Source organism: Myxococcus sp. CA039A, from assembly GCF_013336645.1.
GTDB lineage: Bacteria > Myxococcota > Myxococcia > Myxococcales > Myxococcaceae > Myxococcus > Myxococcus llanfairpwllgwyngyllgogerychwyrndrobwllllantysiliogogogochensis.
On record NZ_JABUMQ010000104.1, the window covers coordinates 13,198 to 31,190 of the forward strand.

Consider the following 17,993-nt stretch of genomic DNA (forward strand, 5'->3'; position numbering starts at 1 on the left):
GAACGCACCCCACCTGCCCTTGGAACGGGGCACCCCTCCCTCCATGCGAAGGGTGCCCACGCCCATCGTTCACATCGGCTTCGGGGGAAGCGGCTGGGAGCTGAGGCACCACACGTCGCCGCACACCCGCTCGCAGGAGAGCCCCGCGCACTGGTAGGTGGGCACGTCGCACTGCACGCCACAACCACCGCAGTTCATGTTGTCGTTGTAGATGTTGATGCACACCCCATTGCAGAGGTGATGGAACGCCGGAGTGTTCCGCCAGCAGGACTGCGTCTCGGTGGTGTTCGCCGACTGGCAGGAGTCATTGGAGCAGACGGCGCTCGCGACGGAGCGCGACTGCGTGCCAGTCGGATCGCAGTCGTTGTCGAACCCCGCGCACTCGCTCCAACCGCCGACACTCGAGCCTCCGCAGGACGTGCCATTGGTGCTCCGGCTGCAGGTCCGGCTGTTGGAGTAGTACGTGGGCGAGCACTGCTCGGACTGGCACTTCTCACGCATGAACTGCATCGACTGCGTCCCTCCGCTGTCACACACGTCGCTGAAGCCCGCGCAGTCGCTCCAGACGTAGCTGCTGTACTCGGGGCCACACCAGCTCCCCTCGGTGACACGGCCGCAGGACCGCGACTCCACGTAGGAGTCACTGCCGCATGCCCCGCCCGAGCAGACCTGGCTGGAGACGGTGCGCTGCTGTGTCCCTGATTGGGCGCAGGTGCTGCTGAAGGAGCAACTGCTCCAGCCGCCCGCGCCTCCCGAACCGCACGAGAGGCCATCCGTGTCACGGGAGCAGCCCCGGGACTCGGTGGACGAGGAGCCCTGGCAGCTCCCGCTCGAGCACGCGTAGTTCGTCACGCTCCGGGACTGGCTCCCACTCTCCCCGCAGGTACCGGAGAAGCCCCCACAAGCGCCCCAGCTCCCGGTGCCGCTGCCAGGGCCACAGGAGTTCCCGCTCGTGGTCCGTGCACAGCCCTCGCTCTGGGTCGCCGTCGATGCCTGGCACTGCCCGCTGGAGCAGGCGTAGGTCGTCACGTCGCGCGAGCGCGAGCCGGACTCGCCACACTCCCCGGAGAAGCCGCCGCACGCGCTCCAGCCACCGCTCTGCGCGGTGCCGCAGGTGGTGCCGTTGGCCACCGCGTCGTCGCCCGGGCACTGCGCGCTGCTGCCCGTGCAGGTCTCCGCCGCGTCGCAGACGCCCGCCGCGCCCCGGCACAGCGTCCCCGCCGACTTGAAGCTCCACTCCGTCGAGGACAGGCCCGGCTCGCACACCTGGCAGGCTCCCGCGGGGTTCGTGGCACCGGGCGCATGGAGCGCGCCATCAATCCAGCAGCCGGCCACACACTGCGCCGCTCCGCCGCACACGCTCCCCGCGCCGCAGGACGTGCCCGCCGCCACAGGAGGGTGCAGACACGCGCCGACGGCATCACACGCGTCCGCCGTACACGGGTTGCCATCCTCCGGACACGCCGCGCCCACCGGCCGGAGCGAGTAGGAGCACGTTCCCCCCGAGCATGTGCCCGCGGACACATGGCACGGGCTCGGCGGGCTGTTGCAGGTCAGCGCGGTTCCCACGCAGCCACTGGCGCTCTGTCCGTTGCACGTCTCCGCGAGGGTGCAGGCATTGCCGTCATCACACGCCGCACCAGCGGAGCGCACGGTGCACACACCCTCCAACCCCGGCAGGTCGCAGACATCACACGCGCCACCGCAGGCCTTGTTGCAGCAGACGCCGTCGGCACACAGGCCACTGAGGCAATCCATGCCGGAGATGCACATCTCGCCGTTGTCACGCTTCGGCCCCGCGAGGGCCTCCACCGTTCCGGTCGGCACGACGTCGACACACGCGCCATCCGCGCAGGCCTGGCCCTCGGGACAGGAGACGCCCTGACAGGCTTCGTCGATGCAACTGCCATCCTGGCAGACCTCGCCCGCCTGACAGCCCGCATCGCAGGCCTCGTCCGGCGGGTCGGAGGCGCACCGCGCCAGGAAGAAGGAGAACACACACACCACGGCGGTTCTGAGCAACACGCTGCCTGAGGACTGAGGACGCATGGGGGCTCGCAAGGGAAAGGAGGAAGAAAGGATGCGGTCCACCCGCGAGGCGCCGACATCCGGCCTCGCGGGGGAACGCGGGACAGGCTCAGGGCGCGAAGACACCCGTCACGAGCATCGCGCTGGCCTCGGGCCACGCGGAGCGGAAGGGACGGTTCTGGAAGTCCAGGTTGCCGCTCGAGCGCGCCTCGACGAGGGCGAAGTACCGCTTCCCTGCCTCCAGGACGCCCGGAGGCACCGTGAGCTGCGTCGCGCTCGTGTAGAGCCGGCCTGCCTGGGGGCCCTGGACGGTGCTGCCCTCGCTGTCCACGTAGATTTCGAAGATGCGGACCCGGTAGTGCGTGGCGTCGCCCACCGAGGGCGCGCTCCACGCGAGCCGGGGCGTGAGCCCCACGCCGGACAGGGTGCCGAACGCATCCTGCCCGTTGAGGGTCGGCGTCCGCACGGGACTCAGGCGCGGAGTCAGCGGCGCGGAGCCGAAGGCCGGCAGCGCGTCCGCGTACGTCACGGAAGGACGGAAGTACATCGGCTCCGCCGTGCCTCCGCCCGGCAGCGGCAGTGCGAAGGCCACGGTGAACTCCGTGCTCACCTGCCCCGCCTGCGCGAAGCCCGGGAAGGGATTGCCGTAGGAGAAGGACAGCGCCCGGTCCCCTCCCCCCACCGGCGGGTAGAACGTCATCAGGTCCGGCGCGGCCGCGTAGGTGCCACGCGTCCCATCCGGGAAGGCGGACACGTAGAGCGCGTGCGAATCCACCTGGGCCGCGGGATGGACCGCCGTCCGCAAGCCCTCGAAGGTGGTGGCACGCCAGTCGACGAGGAGGCCCTGGTCCTGGGGCAGCGCCGCCATCGTCCCCGCCACGGAGGTGGTGGTGGCGTTCGCGACGGTGGCCGTGGTGGTGAAGGCCCGGGTGGCCGCGCTGTAGGTGAGCGTCTCGCCCGCCTCGGTGCCGCCCGGAGTCTTGGTGGAGAGCTGGTGGAACGTCAGGCTGTCACCCCGCGCCGACTCCAGCAGCCGCGAGCCCGGGATGCCTCGGTAGCGCAGCGTCTGCGTCCAGCGGACGGCGCCAGCGGTGGGCGCGGTGCCGGCCTGATGGAGCAACTGCACGCCCTGCCCCCACAGCCCCACGCTCGCGGAGAAGACCTCCAGGTAGTCCTCGGCCTGCCAGGTCGCGAGCCCCTGGAGGTCGACGGCGAGGTACGTCGTGTTGGCTGGCACCACCGCGTCCGGGCGCCCCTGGACCGACGTGCCCAGGTCCAGTGAGCGCGACGACGTCACGATGTAGTCCGAGCCGATGCGCAGGTAGTACGCGCCGCGCGGCACGCCGGAGATGGAGAACGTCCCCGCCGCCGTGCCCGTCCCCGGGTACGTGGCGAAGCCACCATCCTGCCGTTCCACGAGGGCGGAGATGGTCGTCGCGCTCAGGTCGAGGCTCCGCTGCACCAGGACATTGCCCGTGGTGAGGTGGTCATCCAGCCGGCTGCCCTGGATGACGAGGGGATGCACCGTGAAGGCCACGCTGCTCACCGACGGAAGTCCCGCCGAGGAGGCCACCAGCGTGTAGCCCACGTCCGACGCGTCAATGGAGAGCCCCGTGAAGGTCGCGACGCCCGCCACCAGCGTGGCCGACGCGGTGCCCGAAAGGACGCCTCCGCCCGGGTTGTCACCGATGGACAGCGTCACCACACCGGACGACACCGGGACGTTGCGACCCAGGCTGTCGAGCAGCTCGACCTGGATGTCGGGGGAGATGGGCGCGGTCGCCAGGACGTCGGTGGGCTGGGTGCGGAACACCATGGCCGTGGGGCACGCGAGCCCGCGCCACGTCAACGGGAAGGACTGGAGCGTCTCCAACCCCTCCGCGTCGGCGACGCGCACCGTCACCACCGGAGCCACCTGCGCGTCCACGCAGGCGGGCGCCGTCCAGAGGACCTCACTGGCGTCACCGCCGCTGGTCGGAGCACCGAGCGCGCCCGTGTTCGTCTCCCAGGCGAAGGTCAGCGCGGAGCCCTCGGGGTCCACGGCACGAACGCTGAAGCGAAGCACGCTGCCGGCCGACGCGTTGCGCGAGGTCTGGAAGGCGCTGGTAATCCGGGGCGCGACATTGGGGGCCACTGGCGGGCCGACGCAGACTCCGAGCCGACCGAAGCCCTCGCCGCCCCTGCCATCCGACACCCGCACCGTCAACTGGCAGTTGTCGCACGTGGCATTCGCCGGCACCGACGTGGGCGTGAAGCGAGCATTGCGTGAGCCGGCATCGGTCCAGGTGCCCTCGCACGACGCGCTCCACGAATACGCGAGCGACGTGGCGGAATCGTCATTGTCCGTTCCCTGGGCGCTGACGACGATGGCCTGCCCGGGGACGACCTGCGTGGGGGCGCCCGTCAGTGAGACCACCTCTGGCCAGGCGTTGAATCGGACGATGACCTCCGCGGTGCCCACGCCCGTCCCATCCACCTGGATGACGAAGCTGACAGAGGTGGATGCACCCAACTGGTCGGAGACGGTGAGCGTCAGCGTGACAATCCCTTCCGTCGCGGGCGCCGTCCACCGGGCCCGCCGGCTGGCCGCGTTGTCGAAGGTGCCCGCAGTGGCGGTCCACGCGTACGAGAGGACGTCACCAGGGTTGGGATCCCGCGCCGTCGCCAGGAGGTCGACGAAGCCGCCCACCTCCACCGAGGAGCGCGACACGACGAGTGAGGTGATGATGGGGCCCGCGTTGGAGAACTCGGGCGACGGGTCCACCTGCTGGAGCAGGATGTTCACCTGCACCGTCTGGTTGGCGGTGATGGTAACCCCCGTGGCCTCGCCCCGGAAGATGAGCTTGTCCTGGGCGTCATAGGCGGAGGCCCGGAAGCGCCGCTCGGAGCCGGCGCGAATGACGCTCATCAGCCCCGTCCACACCGTGGTGTCCTCCACCAACTGGACAGTCGTCGCGGGGATGTCGGCGGCATCCAGGATGACCTCGACACGCTGGACGTCCTCCGCTGTCACGGCTTGTTGCACTGAGATGGCGAAGCGCGCCGAGCCATCCTCGGCGGAGGGAGCTGGAAGGCTGTCTTCACGCTGGCAGCCCACCAGGGAGAGAACGACAGACACGACGACCAGGGTCTGTCTCCAGAGTGGAGACAGCACCCGGAAGGATGCTTGAGTGTGCATAGAGAGGGAGATGTGAAGAGAGGGGACCCTGCCCGCGACGGACAGGCAGACACTTCACCGGGAGGCTCGCGACGCGAGTTCCAGCGGCGATGCTCTTATCACTCAATAAAAGTCTTTCAATTTTTCAACCAGACAAACTCTCGACTCAAGACATGGATGTCAATTCCCACCCTCGGTGGGGCCGCACCCGGGACGCACTGTCATCCACGACCCGGCGCCTACAGTCCCCCACGAGCGCGTCCAGGCAGACGTCAGGCCTGACACAGCGGTTCGATGGACCCACAAGGGCCCCCTTCCACGCCTGCGACCCGTCTTTGACACTTCACGACAAGGCAGCTTAATCTTGAGTTACACGATTAAACCCGACCCTAGGACAGGGCCGGGAACCTCCGTTGGACCAGGAGCAACCCATGGACTCTCCTTTCCATCGACGCTTCATCAAGCCCGCTCTCGCGATGACCGCCCTGTCTGTGGTCATGGCGGCTTCGCTGACACCAGCCATGGCCGGCGGGCAAGGCGTGGTGCCTCCCCTGACGAACTGGGACCTGGCCGCGGCGCCCCAGCGCACACCAAACACCGAGATGCCGTTTGGCTTCGTCGAGAAGTTCGACGTCGACAACTACACGGACCTCATCTTCGAGGAGAGTCTCAATCCCCGCGCGCAGATTCTCAGGCGCACCCACACGACCGTGAACTGTTACAGCGGGGGCTGTGCCCGCTTCGACGTGCGGCCAGGCTATGTGGCCCAAGGTGATACCGGAATCCTGCTCAACCACCAGAACGGCCTGCGCGCGAACGTCGGCTACATGGTTTATTACGGTCTCGATTGGCCGGCGACGATGCGCGGCGCGGGCCACAAGCACGTTCTGGTCTACGACGACGTCTCCAACGGCGGCAGGAACATCCGCCCGATGGTGACCGAGGGGGCCCTCGAAACGGCGTCCGGCCAGTACGCCTACCGCGGCTTTCGCGCGTGCAACAACGCCGCCGGAATCTGCGCCGACGAATTCAGTTCACATTGGGCCCCCTCCACTCCGACGACCAGGCACTCCTTCCAGATGGAGCAGTTCCTGGGGCAATGGCTCTATGTGGAGTTCGAGGTCGTCATCGGAGGGCTCAACACGCTCTACATCTGGTCTCGAGACGGGCGCCTCCAACACCGCATCGGCTTCTGCGATGGTGGGGTCACCACCGAGGGCTGGAACTGCGGCAACCTGAATGTCGTTGCGCAGCCACTCGACTACAGCCGCATCCTGGCTTACTTCGGTGACCGCCCCAACAATGCCATCACCGCGAACAGCTACGTCTTGATTGACAACATCCGTGTTGGCAACGCGTTCATGGGGCCACCGGCCGGCTTCATCCAGGCCCCCTGACCCGCGCGCTGAGCGCCGCGAATCGAAGGGGCCTGACCGCTCCAGCCGACCCCACGGTGGTCAGCGCACTCGCCGCGCGCTATCGCAGCGTGGAGTTGGGCGACATCCAGGTGGTACGCAGGGGCGCGGCCACCTGGTTCGACTTTGGCGACTGGAAGAGCGAGGTCGCTTCGCGGCGCGGTGATGACGGCACGGTCACGCTCGTAAGCAGCTCGCCGGGTGAGGACGGCTATGAGTTCGTCGTCGCGAACAAGGACAGCAAGAAGTCGCTGGTGCTCCGCGATGCGCAGTATGAGTACGTGTTCATGGAAGCGGAGTAAGGCGCATCGTCGCCACGGCGTCTTGCGCCCGGTCCGCTGACGCAGTCCGCCGACGCAGTCTGCCAATCTGACTGGTCTTGCTGCGTCACCTCTGCCCTGACGGTCTCCAAGTCCCCGTTATCACCCTCACTCCTCCACGGCCGACACAGACCGGATACTGGCTCCGAGAGACTGCCGGTTACCGCGAAAAAGTCATGAGATAGAGTCTCAGCGCGCACACCCCTGCCCACTGAAGGCTCTCGAATGAACAGCACGGCGAAGCAGTCCTGCAAGACGGTGTCGGACCGCAAATGGACCCTGAGCACTTTCATGGAGTTCTATGAACGCGTCTTGGGGCCCAAGCTCTTCAAGCCCTACGGCGAGCTCCTCGTCCGTGAAATCCGCAAGGACATCCGGCCGGAAGCTCCCGTCACGAGCATCCTCGAGGTCGCTTGTGGGACGGGCCGAATCACGACGCATCTCTACGAAGAGCTGGCCAGGCCGCTGAACCTGAAACTGGTTGCAACGGACCTCTCCAAGATCGCCATCGAGGTGTGCAAGACGGTGGTGGGCGACGACCTCAATCGGGACGTCGAGTTCCATGCCGACGTCGACATGGCGGACCTGCCTTTCAGCAACGACAGCTTCGACATCATCGTCTGTGGCTTTGGCCTGATGTTCCCACCCGACAAGAGCAAGGTCGCGCGGGAGTTCAAGCGAGTCCTTCGTCCGGGAGGGAAGATCTACGGCACGGTCTTCCATTACAATGAGCTGTTTGGCCTGACGCTGGAGCAGACGCAGAAGCTCTTTGGCGCTCCCTCGGCCATCCTGGATGGAGCGCTCAGCCTGAGCGATCATTCGGCTATCACGAGCGCGTTCTCCATGGAGGGGCTCGCCAGGGGCGTCGCGGAGGTCGTGACGTCGTGCCCCCTGACCTTCCATCTGGACGAGCAGGACACGAGAGAATTCCTCTTCAATACCTGCGTCTTGCTGGAGGAGTTCAACCAATGCGACACCCCCACCCGTGAGGCGTATCTCGATACGATTCTCGGAGAGCTTCGTGCGCATGTTCCCAGCCAGAACTATGCGGTCAATGCCTGGCTCCTGCGCGGTGCGGTTGACGAGGCCAGCAAGCAGACCGTTGCTGTCAGCGCCCTGCCCGACTTCGGTGAACTCAGCGCGTTCCGTACGATGGCGCCGGAACTCGTCGAGAGTCGAGATGATCGGTTGCTTCCGTTTTCCGATGCACCTGCCCTGCGCCGATACCAGGCAATGAAGTCAGCCTTCCTGGCCGAGCATCCGGAGTATCCCGACGACGAAGTGGAAGCCCTGAGACGCGAGGAGTTCTCTCGCCTGGATGCACAACGGGTGACCTATCTGGATCATGTGGGCGGTGGCATCGCTCCAGAGAGCCTCATCGAGCATGACTACCAGGTCCTGAAGAATACAATCCTCGGCAATCCCCACACCGGCTCGAAGGCCACCGAGGAGGCCCACGAGAAGGCCCGTTCGGAGATCTATCGGTTCTTCCGCTGCTCGCCGGAGGAGTACGAGATCATCTTCACTCCGAACGCCAGCGGCGCCATCAGGCTGGTCGCGGAGTCGTTCCCTTTCGAGAGCGGCTCGGAGCTCCTGCTCGCCAAGGACAACCACACCTCCATCCACGGCATCCGGGAATTCGCCAGGTCCAAGGGCGCGTCTGTCAAGTACGTCCCCCTGAACAAGGAACTGCTGCTCCTCGAGAGTTCGCTGGAGCGAATGCTCGAGAAGCTCGACAGGAACCACGCCCACCTTTTCGCGTTCCCCGCGCAGTCCAACGCCACGGGCGCGAAGCATGACCTGAAATGGATCAAGCGCGCTCAAGAGCGCGGAGCGATGGTCCTGTGTGACGCGGCGGCGTTCGTCCCCCTGTCGGCGTTCGATTTCGAGACCTATCAACCCGACTTCGTCCCGGTCTCCCTCTACAAGATATTTGGCTATCCGACCGGGGCAGGCTGTCTCATCGCGAAGAGAGACTCCTTGCGCAAGCTGACCCCGCCGTCCTTCGCCGGTGGAGCGGTGTGTTACTACTCCGGGCCGTGGTCTACCACGGACAGGATGTTGCACCATGACCAGGGGCGGCAGTTCGAAATCGGTACGCCCAACTACGCATCCTTCCATGCCATCGCCTATGGCTTCGAATTCATCTCCAGACTCGGGGTCGACCACATCGGCGGTCGAGCGAACGCGCTGGCTCGATGGCTCGAAACGCAGTTGCAGTCACTGCGGCATGAGATCAAGGCCAAGGGCCCCCTCTGTCGAGTCTATGGCCCCGCGCCGGAAGACAAGGGCGCGACGGTCATGATGAACGTGTTCGACTGCTACAACGCGGTCTTCCCGCACGCCCAGGTCAAGAGAGCCGCCGAGTCCTTTGGCATCACCCTGCGCAATGGCTGTTTCTGCAACCTGGGCGCGGTACAGCACGCCACCTACTCGACCGCGGGCTCGGAACACTGCGAACTCGACAAGAAGCGGAAGATCCTCGACTGCAAGACCTTTGATGAGGAGGTCCTCACCAAGGGGCTCTGCGGAGCCGTTCGCGTTTCGTTCGGCCTCGGCTCGAACTTCCGCGACGCCTATCGTTTCTATCTGTTCGCGAAGTCCTTGATGAACACCGAGACCTCGCGGCTGGAAGACCATCTGGCCGCCGCTTCGTGAGCAGAAGAGCATCCCCATAGCAACCGTCGAACGGGCCCGCCAGGGGTGGCCATACGCCGCCACGCCCTGGGAGCGGCCGACCTCGAGCAGCAACCGGCCTGTCAGCGCGCCTCATGGGCGTCCAGCCCGCAGCGCAAAGGCAAGCAGCCCGCAATGGCAACACAAACAGCCCGCACCCCGGCCCGCACCGCCTGACATTCGCGGATTCGCTTGCCATTTTTGAAATGATCAACAACCCTGGCGTGTAACCATCCCAGGCAAGCGCACGAGTCACCCTGGCATCGGGGCGCGCATCGGCCCAGGCATTCATCACAAAGAGTCACAAACGGCCCCGACACAGACCCCCGCTCACAGAAAGCCCGCACATGAACAGCACTGCGAAGCAGTCTTGCAAGACGGTGTCTGAGCGCAAGTGGACCCTGAGCACGTTCATGGAGTTCTATGAGCGCGTGTTGGGGCCCAAGCTCTTCAAACCCTATGGCGAACTCCTCGTACGGGAAATCCGCAAGGACATCCGACCGGAAGCACCCATCACGAACATCCTCGAGGTCGCCTGTGGGACGGGCCGAATCACCACGCATCTCTACGAAGATCTGGCCAGGCCGCTCAATCTGAAATTGGTTGCAACGGACCTCTCCAAGATTGCCATCGACGTGTGCAAGACGGTGGTGGGCGACGAGCTCAAGCGGGACGTCGATTTCCATGCCGACGTCGACATGGCGGACCTGCCCTTCAGCAACGACAGCTTCGACATCATCGTCTGTGGTTTTGGCCTGATGTTCCCACCCGACAAGACCAAGGTCGCGCGAGAGTTCAAGCGAGTCCTTCGTCCGGGAGGGAAGATCTACGGCACGGTCTTCCACTACAATGAGCTGTTTGGACTGACCCGGGAACAGTCGCAGAAGCTCTTTGGAACTCCGTCGGCCGTCCTGGACAGGGCGCTCAGCCTGACCGACCATACGGCGATCACGAGCGCGTTCTCCCTGGAGGGGCTCGCCAGAGGCGTCGCCGAGGTCGCGACGTCATGTCCCTTGTCGTTCTTCCTGGGCGAGGAGGACACAAGAGAGTTCATCTTCAACACCTGCATCTTGCTGGAGGAGTTCAACCAGTGCGACACCCCTACCCGGGAGGCGTATCTCGATACGATTCTCAGGGAGCTTCGCACGCGTGTCCCGACCCAGAACTACGAGGTCAAGGCCTGGCTCCTGCGCGGCGCGGTCGACGAGGCCAGCAAGCAGACCGTTGCCGTCAGCGCCCTGCCTGACTTCAATGGACTGAACTCGTTTCGTGCGATGGCGCCGGAACTCGTCGAGAGTCGAGAGAAACGGCTGCTCTCGCGCTCCGACGCGCACGCCCTGCGGGAATACCAGACCATGAAGTCGGCCTTCCTGGCCGAGCATCCGGAGTATCCCGACGACGAGGTGGAGGCCCTGAGGCGCGAGGAATTCTCACGCCTGGATGCACAATCGGAGACCTATCTGGATCATGTGGGCGGTGCCATCGCTCCAGAGAGCCTCATCGATCGTGACCATCAGGTCCTGAGGAATACGATTCTCGGAAATCCGCACACCGGCTCGAAGGCCACCGAAGCGGCGTACGAGAAGGCCCGCTCGGAGATCTACCGGTTCTTCCGCTGCTCGCCGGAGGAGTACGAGATCATCTTCACCCCGAACGCCAGCGGGGCCATCAGGCTGGTCGCGGAGTCGTTCCCCTTCGAAAGCGGCTCGGAGTTCCTGCTCGCCAAGGACAACCACACCTCCATCCACGGCATCCGGGAGTTCGCCAAGGCCAGGGGCGCCGCTGTCAGGTACATCCCCCTGAACAAGGAGCTGCTGCTCGTCGAGAGCTCACTGCGGCGCTCGCTCGAGAAGCTCGACAGGAACCACGCCCACCTTTTCGCGTTCCCCGCGCAGTCCAACGCGACAGGTGTGAAGCATGACCTGAAATGGATCAAGTTCGCGCAAGAGCGCGGAGCGATGGTCCTGTGTGACGCGGCGGCGTTCGTCCCCCTGTCGGCGTTCGATTTCGAGGCCTATCAACCGGACTTCGTCCCCGTATCCCTCTACAAGATATTTGGCTATCCAACCGGGTCCGGCTGTCTCATCGCGAAGAGAGATTCCCTGCGCAAGCTGACCCCGCCATCCTTCGCCGGGGGCGCGGTGTGTTACTACTCCGGGCCGTGGTCTCCCACGGACCGGCTGTTGCACCACGACCAGGGGAGGCAGTTCGAAATCGGCACGCCCAACTACGCATCCTTCCACGCCATCGCCTATGGCTTCGAATTCATCTCCAGGCTCGGAGTCCACAACATCGGCGGTCGCGCGAAGGCGCTGGCTCGATGGCTCGAAACGCAGCTGCAGCCGTTGCAGCACGAGATCAAAGCCAAGGGCCCGCTCTGCCGGGTCTATGGCCCCGCGTCGGAAGACAAGGGCGCGACGGTCATGTTGAACCTGTTCGACTGCTACAACTCGGTCTTCCCGCATTCACAGGTCAAGAGAGCCGCCGAGTCCTTCGGCATCACGCTTCGCAATGGCTGTTTCTGCAATCTGGGCGCGGTGCAGCATGCGACCTACACGACCGCTGGCGCGGAGCACTGCGAGCTCGACAAGACGAAGAAGATCTTCGATTGCAGGACCTTCGACGATGAGATTCTCAACAAGGGGCTCTGCGGAGCCGTTCGCGTCTCGTTCGGCCTCGGCTCGAACTTCCGCGACGCCTATCGCTTCTATCTGTTCGCGAAGTCCTTGATGAACACCGAGACCTCGAGGCTGCAGGACTACCTGGCCGCCGCTTCGTGACCAGGTGTACGCTCCGGCCTGTCACGAGGGTTCGACGAGGCAGGGCATGGCTTGGTGGAATGAGTTGATGGGGCGCGTGTCGGGAGCCGGTCGTTCGCCGGCCCTGGCACAGCGGGTCGAGGTGGCACCCGGGCTCACGGTGTCTGTCACCCGGCACGCCCGCCCGACGTCGAAGGGGCCCGTGGACTGCGTGTCGTACGTGTCGGACGGACTCGCCGCCAAGGGACAGAAGGAGCTGGTGTTCACGCTGCCTGCGGGGATGGCGGATGAGGCCTTTTCATCCAAGCTGTTCTCGTTCTTCGCCACGATCAACCAGTTCGCCGAGCAGGGGCGCACCGTGGACACGGGCGGTCACACCCAGTTCGGACAGAGGAGTCTCTTCCCTGGCCGGCATCTGCTCTACGTCCCGGCGGAGCCCCTGCCGGAGGTGTCCGTTCCGGCAAACGCACTCGCCGCCGTTCCCGTCACAGAGGGGGAGTTGGCGCTGGTCGAGCGCTTCGGGGCGACGCGGGTGATGTCCTCGCTGGGCCGGATGTGCTCACACTTCCCCTGCCCCACCTGGTTCGACCCCGAGCGGCCCGAGCTGCCGCATGCGGAGATGCTCCAGGCGAGCATGTTGTCGAACATCGCGAGTGCCCGCCTCAAGGAGGCACGGGTCCTCCAGATGGGGAGCGACATCGTCCTGCGCCTCGTTCCGGGCGCCGAGGCGCTCCTCCAGCAGTTTTTCTCGGAGCTTCCGGCGAACATGCCCTTCGCGCTGCTCACGGGACTCGACCCGACCGCGGATGCGTACTTCGTCTGGGCGCCGGGCCAGCGCGAACCTCAAGCCATCACTCCCCCCGGGCAGAACAACGCCGAGCGGCTCTGCGGAAACTTCCTCGTGGTCGTCCCGGAGCAGGAAAAGGACGCGAGCCAGTTGGTGGAGGACGGCTTTGCCTGGCTGCTCACCGAGGCCTCCTGGAAGGCCGTGAAGCGGGCCCTGACCGAAGGCGGGGCGCTCGCGCTTCTGGACTCGGCGGGCAGCAAGCGCTTGCGCATCGAGTGGGCGTAGCGGCCCTCCAGATTCAGGCATTCCGTGCACTCAGCGCCAGATGGGCGAGTTGATCGCTACATCGTGCGCGTCGCGCCTCCAAACCGCGAGGGAGACACGTGGGCCGTGACCTAGACTGAGTCCGTTTCCCACTCGACCTACGGATCCGCCCGAACATGAAGCCCACGCCCGGAGACATTCTCGCCGTCTACAACCCTCGGCTGGACGCCTACACCGCCGTCCAGGTGACCGCCCTGAAGGCGGAGGGGAAGAGCGAGCTGGCCGCCGTGCTGGCCTTGGACTGGGTGGGCCCCGCCCTCCCCGACGCCGCGGCCATGGCGGCCATGGCGCCCGCCAACTTCAACTTCTTCTTCTGGAAGGACCACCGCGTCCACGTCTGGGTGTCCGCCGAGGTTCCTCGTGGCTACACGCTCGTGGGTCACCGGCCGCCCCTCGTCGTCGAGGACATCAAGAGCTACAGCCGCTGGCCCTCCGGCAGCGCCACCTACAGTCAGCGGCGCTGGGAAGCCATCCCCCAGGCCGAGCGCGACCTCTTCAAGCAGATGGACGCCAACCGCGACAAGAGCGTGGTGCTCAAGCTGGGCGACCGCGAGGTGCTCCGCTCGACGCAGCGGCTCGACACGGACAGGCTCGCCGCCGCCCCCAATCTCGCGGTGTTCGAGGTGCTGCCCATCCTGACGTCCGTCAACGCCGACGCCCCCATCCCCGGGCTGTTCGACTTCATCCGCCGCCGCCCGTTCGTCTATGAGTCGGACGTGCGGGCCCACGGGGAGCGCGTCGTCGACCTGCGTGGCGCCAATCTGACGCGACTCACCCTGGAGGTGACGGGCGTCCACGAGCTCCACCTCAACGAAGGACTGGAGCACCTGTCCCTGATGGGACAGGCCAGCCCGGAATTGAAGATTCACGCGGAAGCCGATGGCCGATGGCTGACGCTGTCCGTGAACAACCCGGCCATGGCCTGGTCCGGACTGGACGCACTGGACAGCCTGCATGTGCACGCCGCACAGGAGGTGGATGTCGCCGGCATCGTGAGGCGCTTTCCGAAACTGACGGAGCTGCGCATCTGGGGGGCCCCTGGCTACTTGAGGAACACCTCCGCGCTGGCGGCGCTGCCTGAGCTGCGCATGCTGACGTTGAGCGACATGTTTGGAATCACGCCCGACGAGTTCCCCGGTCCGGAGCGCTTCCCGCATCTGGGGATGCTCTGGCTGACGAGCATTCCCGCCGAACTCGCCGCCGAGGTGAAGAAGGCATACAAGGCCGCGGCTCGCGAGGGCCTGGACCTGTCCGTGCGTCAGCCGCGCAAGGCCGAATGGCTGGCGGAGAACCTGGACAACCCGTTCCGCATCTGGGACGGGGCCGACACCATCAGCCCGACCCAGGCCAAGAAGGCCGCGACGCTGTATCGACAGGCCCGGTCGGCCGCGCTCAAGGCCGCGTCCGAGGAGACCAGCGCCGCTGCCCTGATCTCCGCGCTGACGCCCATCGTCACGACCTATACCGAGGGCTTCAACAAGATGGATGCGCGAAAGACCTTCATCTACACCGAGGAGCGTGAGCACATCTACGTCGCGCTGATGGGCATCTTCGACGCGGCGGACGAGAAGCTCCGGTCCAAGGGCGGGGCATCCGCCGAGCCCCTGAATCGAGAGGCGCTGGTCTCGGTGCTGGATTCGATTCGCGACTTCTAGCGTGTCGCAGCGCTCAAGCCGCGTTCAGTCCTTTCCCAGGGTGCGGAACACGGCGGGCAGCTCCTGGGCGCCCAGCCCCGCGCCGACGGCCCGCCGGTAGTTCTCGAGCAACTCCCTGGGGAAGCGCGTGCTGATGCGTGCGTCCTGGCTCAGCCGGACGATGTGCTCGATGGCCGCGACATGGGTGTTGAGGCTGCACTGCTCACCCGTGAAGTCGTCGCGCGCGACCATGTCCTGCGCGGCATCGGCGGTGACGGAGATCAACCCCAGGAAGGAGTTCTTCTGGGCAAAGAATGCCTTCGGGTCGAGTCCCTCGGCCTTGCACATCGCCGCCGCGTGGAGGACCGCCAGGGAGCCTCCGTAGTAGGCCTCGAGAATCGCGCAGTCGAGCGTCGCCGCGGAGCCAATCTTCTCGTCGACGTAGACGGAGTTCTTCGCCACCGCCTGGAGCGTCCCGAGGTGCCGGTCGAAGACGGCGCGCGACCCGGCGTAGAAGACCGTGGCGTAGTCGGTGGCCACGAAGGCGGGATAGGCGAGGATGGCCGCATCCAGGTAGTCCACGCCGTGGGCCGTCGCCCACTCCAGTGCGTTCCGTGCGTCCGCGGGTGAGCCGCTGGTGAGCTGGACGAGCGTCGTCCCGGCGAGCGCCGCCACCACGTCCTTCGAGGAGAACACCTCCGAGAAGGCGGCGTAGTTCGACAGCGAGACGACCACGAGGTCGCGCCCCGCGATGGCCTCGCGCAGCTCCTCGAACGCGAGGGTGCCACCGCCCACGGCCTGGGCCTTGCTCGGCGTCCTGTTCCAGACCGCGACCTCGTGCCCCACCGCCGCGAAGGCCCGCGCGAGTGCACTTCCCATGAGCCCGCTGCCAATCACCGCGATCTTCGACGAACGGCCGGATGTCATCTTCAGTCTCCTGATGCTGCGCTCGAATGCCGCGCCCGGAATCGGGGCCTGAAGATGAGACCACAGCTTCGGGAGGAATCGACCCTGGATGTTTTTGTCCGCCTCCGGGGAACGTCGTCCGTGCGGGCCTCAGTCCGCCAGCGAGCCTGACTGGAGGGTGCTCGCCGCCGAGTTCGTCATCCGCTCCGCCAGCGTTTGCACCGAGCGCGCCACGTTGCGCGTCTCCTCCACGACGCGAAGCGTCTGCTGCATCTCCTGGGAGAGGTCCTGGATGGCCACGGCTATCTGGGACGTGCCCGCCTCCTGCTGCGACACCGCCGCGGAGATCTGCCGCACGCTGCCGCTGGTGTCGCCGATGATGCCCGCGAGCTTCTGAAGCTGCGTGCCCGACACGCGCACCGCATCCAGGCCCACCCTCACCCGCTGCTCGCCCTGCTCGCTGAGCTTCGCGGCCTCGCGCATGCTGGTGCTCACGCCCTCGAGCACCTCGCGAATGCGCTGGGTGGCGACAACGGACTGGTCCGCCAGGCTGCGCACCTCCCGCGACACCACGGCGAACCCCTTGCCATGCTCCCCGCTGCGCGCCGCTTCAATCGCCGCGTTGACCGCCAGCATGTTGGACTGGTCCGCCAGTCCCTTGACGGTGTCGACGATGCCGGAAATCTCCCGGGTCCGCGAATCCAGCGCGAGCATGCGCGCGGCCATCCCCGACACCTCCAGACGAATGGCTTCCAGGTTCGTCAGCGTCTTCTCGATGGCCGCACCGCCCTCGCGGCCCGCCTCCTCCGCGACCACGATGGAGTGGGTCAGCGCTCGCGTCTTCTCCGACGTGACGAGCGAGCCCTGACGGATTTCCTGCACCGTCTGGTCCAGCTCCTTGAGCGCCGTGGCCTGCCGGTCGATTCCCACCGTCTGCGCCTCGCTCGACGTGCGCAGCTGCTGCACCACCGACGCCAGCTCTCCGGCGCCGCGCCCCATGTCCCTGGCGAGCATCTGTACGTCCAGGCGCCGGGCCTCCAACTGGCGCGTATGCGATTCCAGCGAGCGCACCACCCGCAGGGAGCGCCGCGCGACGATTCCCACCAGCGACGCGGTGAGCGCCAGGAAGCCCCAGTGGACGAACGAGCCCTCCAGCTTCACCCAGCCCAGCAGCGGCAGCATGCCGAGCACGAGAATGGCGGCGAGCACGCCCAGGCCGACGCCGAAGATGCGTGCATCGACATTGCCGCGATACGCGGCGACGACCGCGACAATGACATACGCCAGCAGGCAGGGGATGGAGTAGAGCATCACCAACTGGAACAGCCAGCTCGCGACGCCCAGGTCCACCAGCACCACCGCGGTATTGAGGGCCGCGAGCACGGTCAGGCACCACACCAGCCCCCGGAACCAGCGCAGCCGGCCCTCCAGGATGCCATCCAGGATGAACCAGCCCAGTCCCGGCAGCACACAGTAGGCCGCCGTGAGGGTGATCTGCCCCATCACCCGGTCCACGTCCCAGGCCAGGGGCAGCACGCCGCTCATGCCCGCCAGCAACACGCCCGAGCTTCCGGCGAAGACGGCCAGCGACAGCAGCACGCGCCGCTGCCCGCCCATCAACGCCATGCCCAGGGCGACCAGCGCGACGGCCACCAGCAACACCCCCGTCACGAGGGACGCCTGGCCCTGCCGCAGCACCTGCGCCAGCAGCGCCGGGTGGGAGCCCACTTGCGCCCGCAAAGTCACGCCGATGGCCGGAGTGCTGCTCTGGATGCGGAGCAGCATCCGCGAGCCCTGGACCGAGGACGGCAGGGGAATCAGCTTCCCCAGAATGCCCTGCCTCACCTCGGTGCCCGACGGGTTCACCGTCCCGCTCGAGTAGACGCGCCGGCCCCCAACGTAGACCTCGAAGGCGTTGGACACGGAGCCCAGCAGCAGCGCGGGCTCACCCCACCCACCCTCCGGGATGGGAATGCTCACCCACAGG

Annotated in this window: 10 protein-coding genes; 6 read left to right on the plus strand and 4 right to left on the minus strand. The window is 66.3% G+C overall.

The window, feature by feature from the left end:
* Positions 1-69: 69 nt before the first annotated feature.
* Together HR086_RS18865 and HR086_RS18870 are read right to left on the minus strand one after the other, a co-directional pair.
* Positions 70-2,049 (minus strand): hypothetical protein, encoded by a 1,980-nt coding sequence (locus HR086_RS18865; protein WP_174466306.1) that lies wholly within the window; start codon positions 2,047-2,049, stop codon positions 70-72.
* Between the two features lie 88 nt (positions 2,050-2,137).
* The gene (locus HR086_RS18870; protein WP_174466307.1) at positions 2,138-5,146 is read right to left on the minus strand and encodes a hypothetical protein; all 3,009 of its coding nucleotides are present in this window, start codon (positions 5,144-5,146) and stop codon (positions 2,138-2,140) included.
* Positions 5,147-5,616: 470 nt separating this feature from the next.
* Here HR086_RS18870 and HR086_RS18875 point away from each other — a divergent pair, with 470 nt between their 5' ends.
* The 6 genes from HR086_RS18875 (at position 5,617) to HR086_RS18900 (ending at position 15,121) form a co-directional block, all read left to right on the plus strand.
* The gene (locus tag HR086_RS18875) at positions 5,617-6,582 is read left to right on the plus strand and encodes a hypothetical protein (RefSeq protein ID WP_174466308.1); all 966 of its coding nucleotides are present in this window, start codon (positions 5,617-5,619) and stop codon (positions 6,580-6,582) included.
* 56 nt (positions 6,583-6,638) lie between these two features.
* Complete coding sequence (locus HR086_RS18880; protein WP_174466309.1) at positions 6,639-6,902, plus strand: hypothetical protein; 264 nt, start codon at positions 6,639-6,641, stop codon at positions 6,900-6,902.
* 243 nt (positions 6,903-7,145) lie between these two features.
* Positions 7,146-9,578 (plus strand): aminotransferase class V-fold PLP-dependent enzyme, encoded by a 2,433-nt coding sequence (locus HR086_RS18885; protein WP_174466310.1) that lies wholly within the window; start codon positions 7,146-7,148, stop codon positions 9,576-9,578.
* A 365-nt stretch (positions 9,579-9,943) separates the two neighbouring features.
* The gene (locus tag HR086_RS18890) at positions 9,944-12,376 is read left to right on the plus strand and encodes an aminotransferase class V-fold PLP-dependent enzyme (protein WP_174466311.1); all 2,433 of its coding nucleotides are present in this window, start codon (positions 9,944-9,946) and stop codon (positions 12,374-12,376) included.
* 46 nt (positions 12,377-12,422) lie between these two features.
* Positions 12,423-13,427, plus strand: coding sequence for a hypothetical protein (locus HR086_RS18895; protein ID WP_174466312.1), 1,005 nt, complete (start codon positions 12,423-12,425; stop codon positions 13,425-13,427).
* Positions 13,428-13,582: 155 nt separating this feature from the next.
* Positions 13,583-15,121: a gliding motility protein gene (locus HR086_RS18900; RefSeq protein WP_174466313.1), complete on the plus strand. Its 1,539-nt coding sequence runs from the start codon at positions 13,583-13,585 to the stop codon at positions 15,119-15,121.
* 24 nt (positions 15,122-15,145) lie between these two features.
* Here the strand turns inward: HR086_RS18900 and HR086_RS18905 are convergent, their stop codons facing one another.
* Positions 15,146-16,027 (minus strand): NAD(P)-dependent oxidoreductase, encoded by an 882-nt coding sequence (locus tag HR086_RS18905; RefSeq protein ID WP_174466314.1) that lies wholly within the window; start codon positions 16,025-16,027, stop codon positions 15,146-15,148.
* 129 nt (positions 16,028-16,156) lie between these two features.
* A partial coding sequence (locus tag HR086_RS18910; protein ID WP_174466315.1) for a methyl-accepting chemotaxis protein occupies positions 16,157-17,993 on the minus strand: 1,837 nt, incomplete at its 5' end.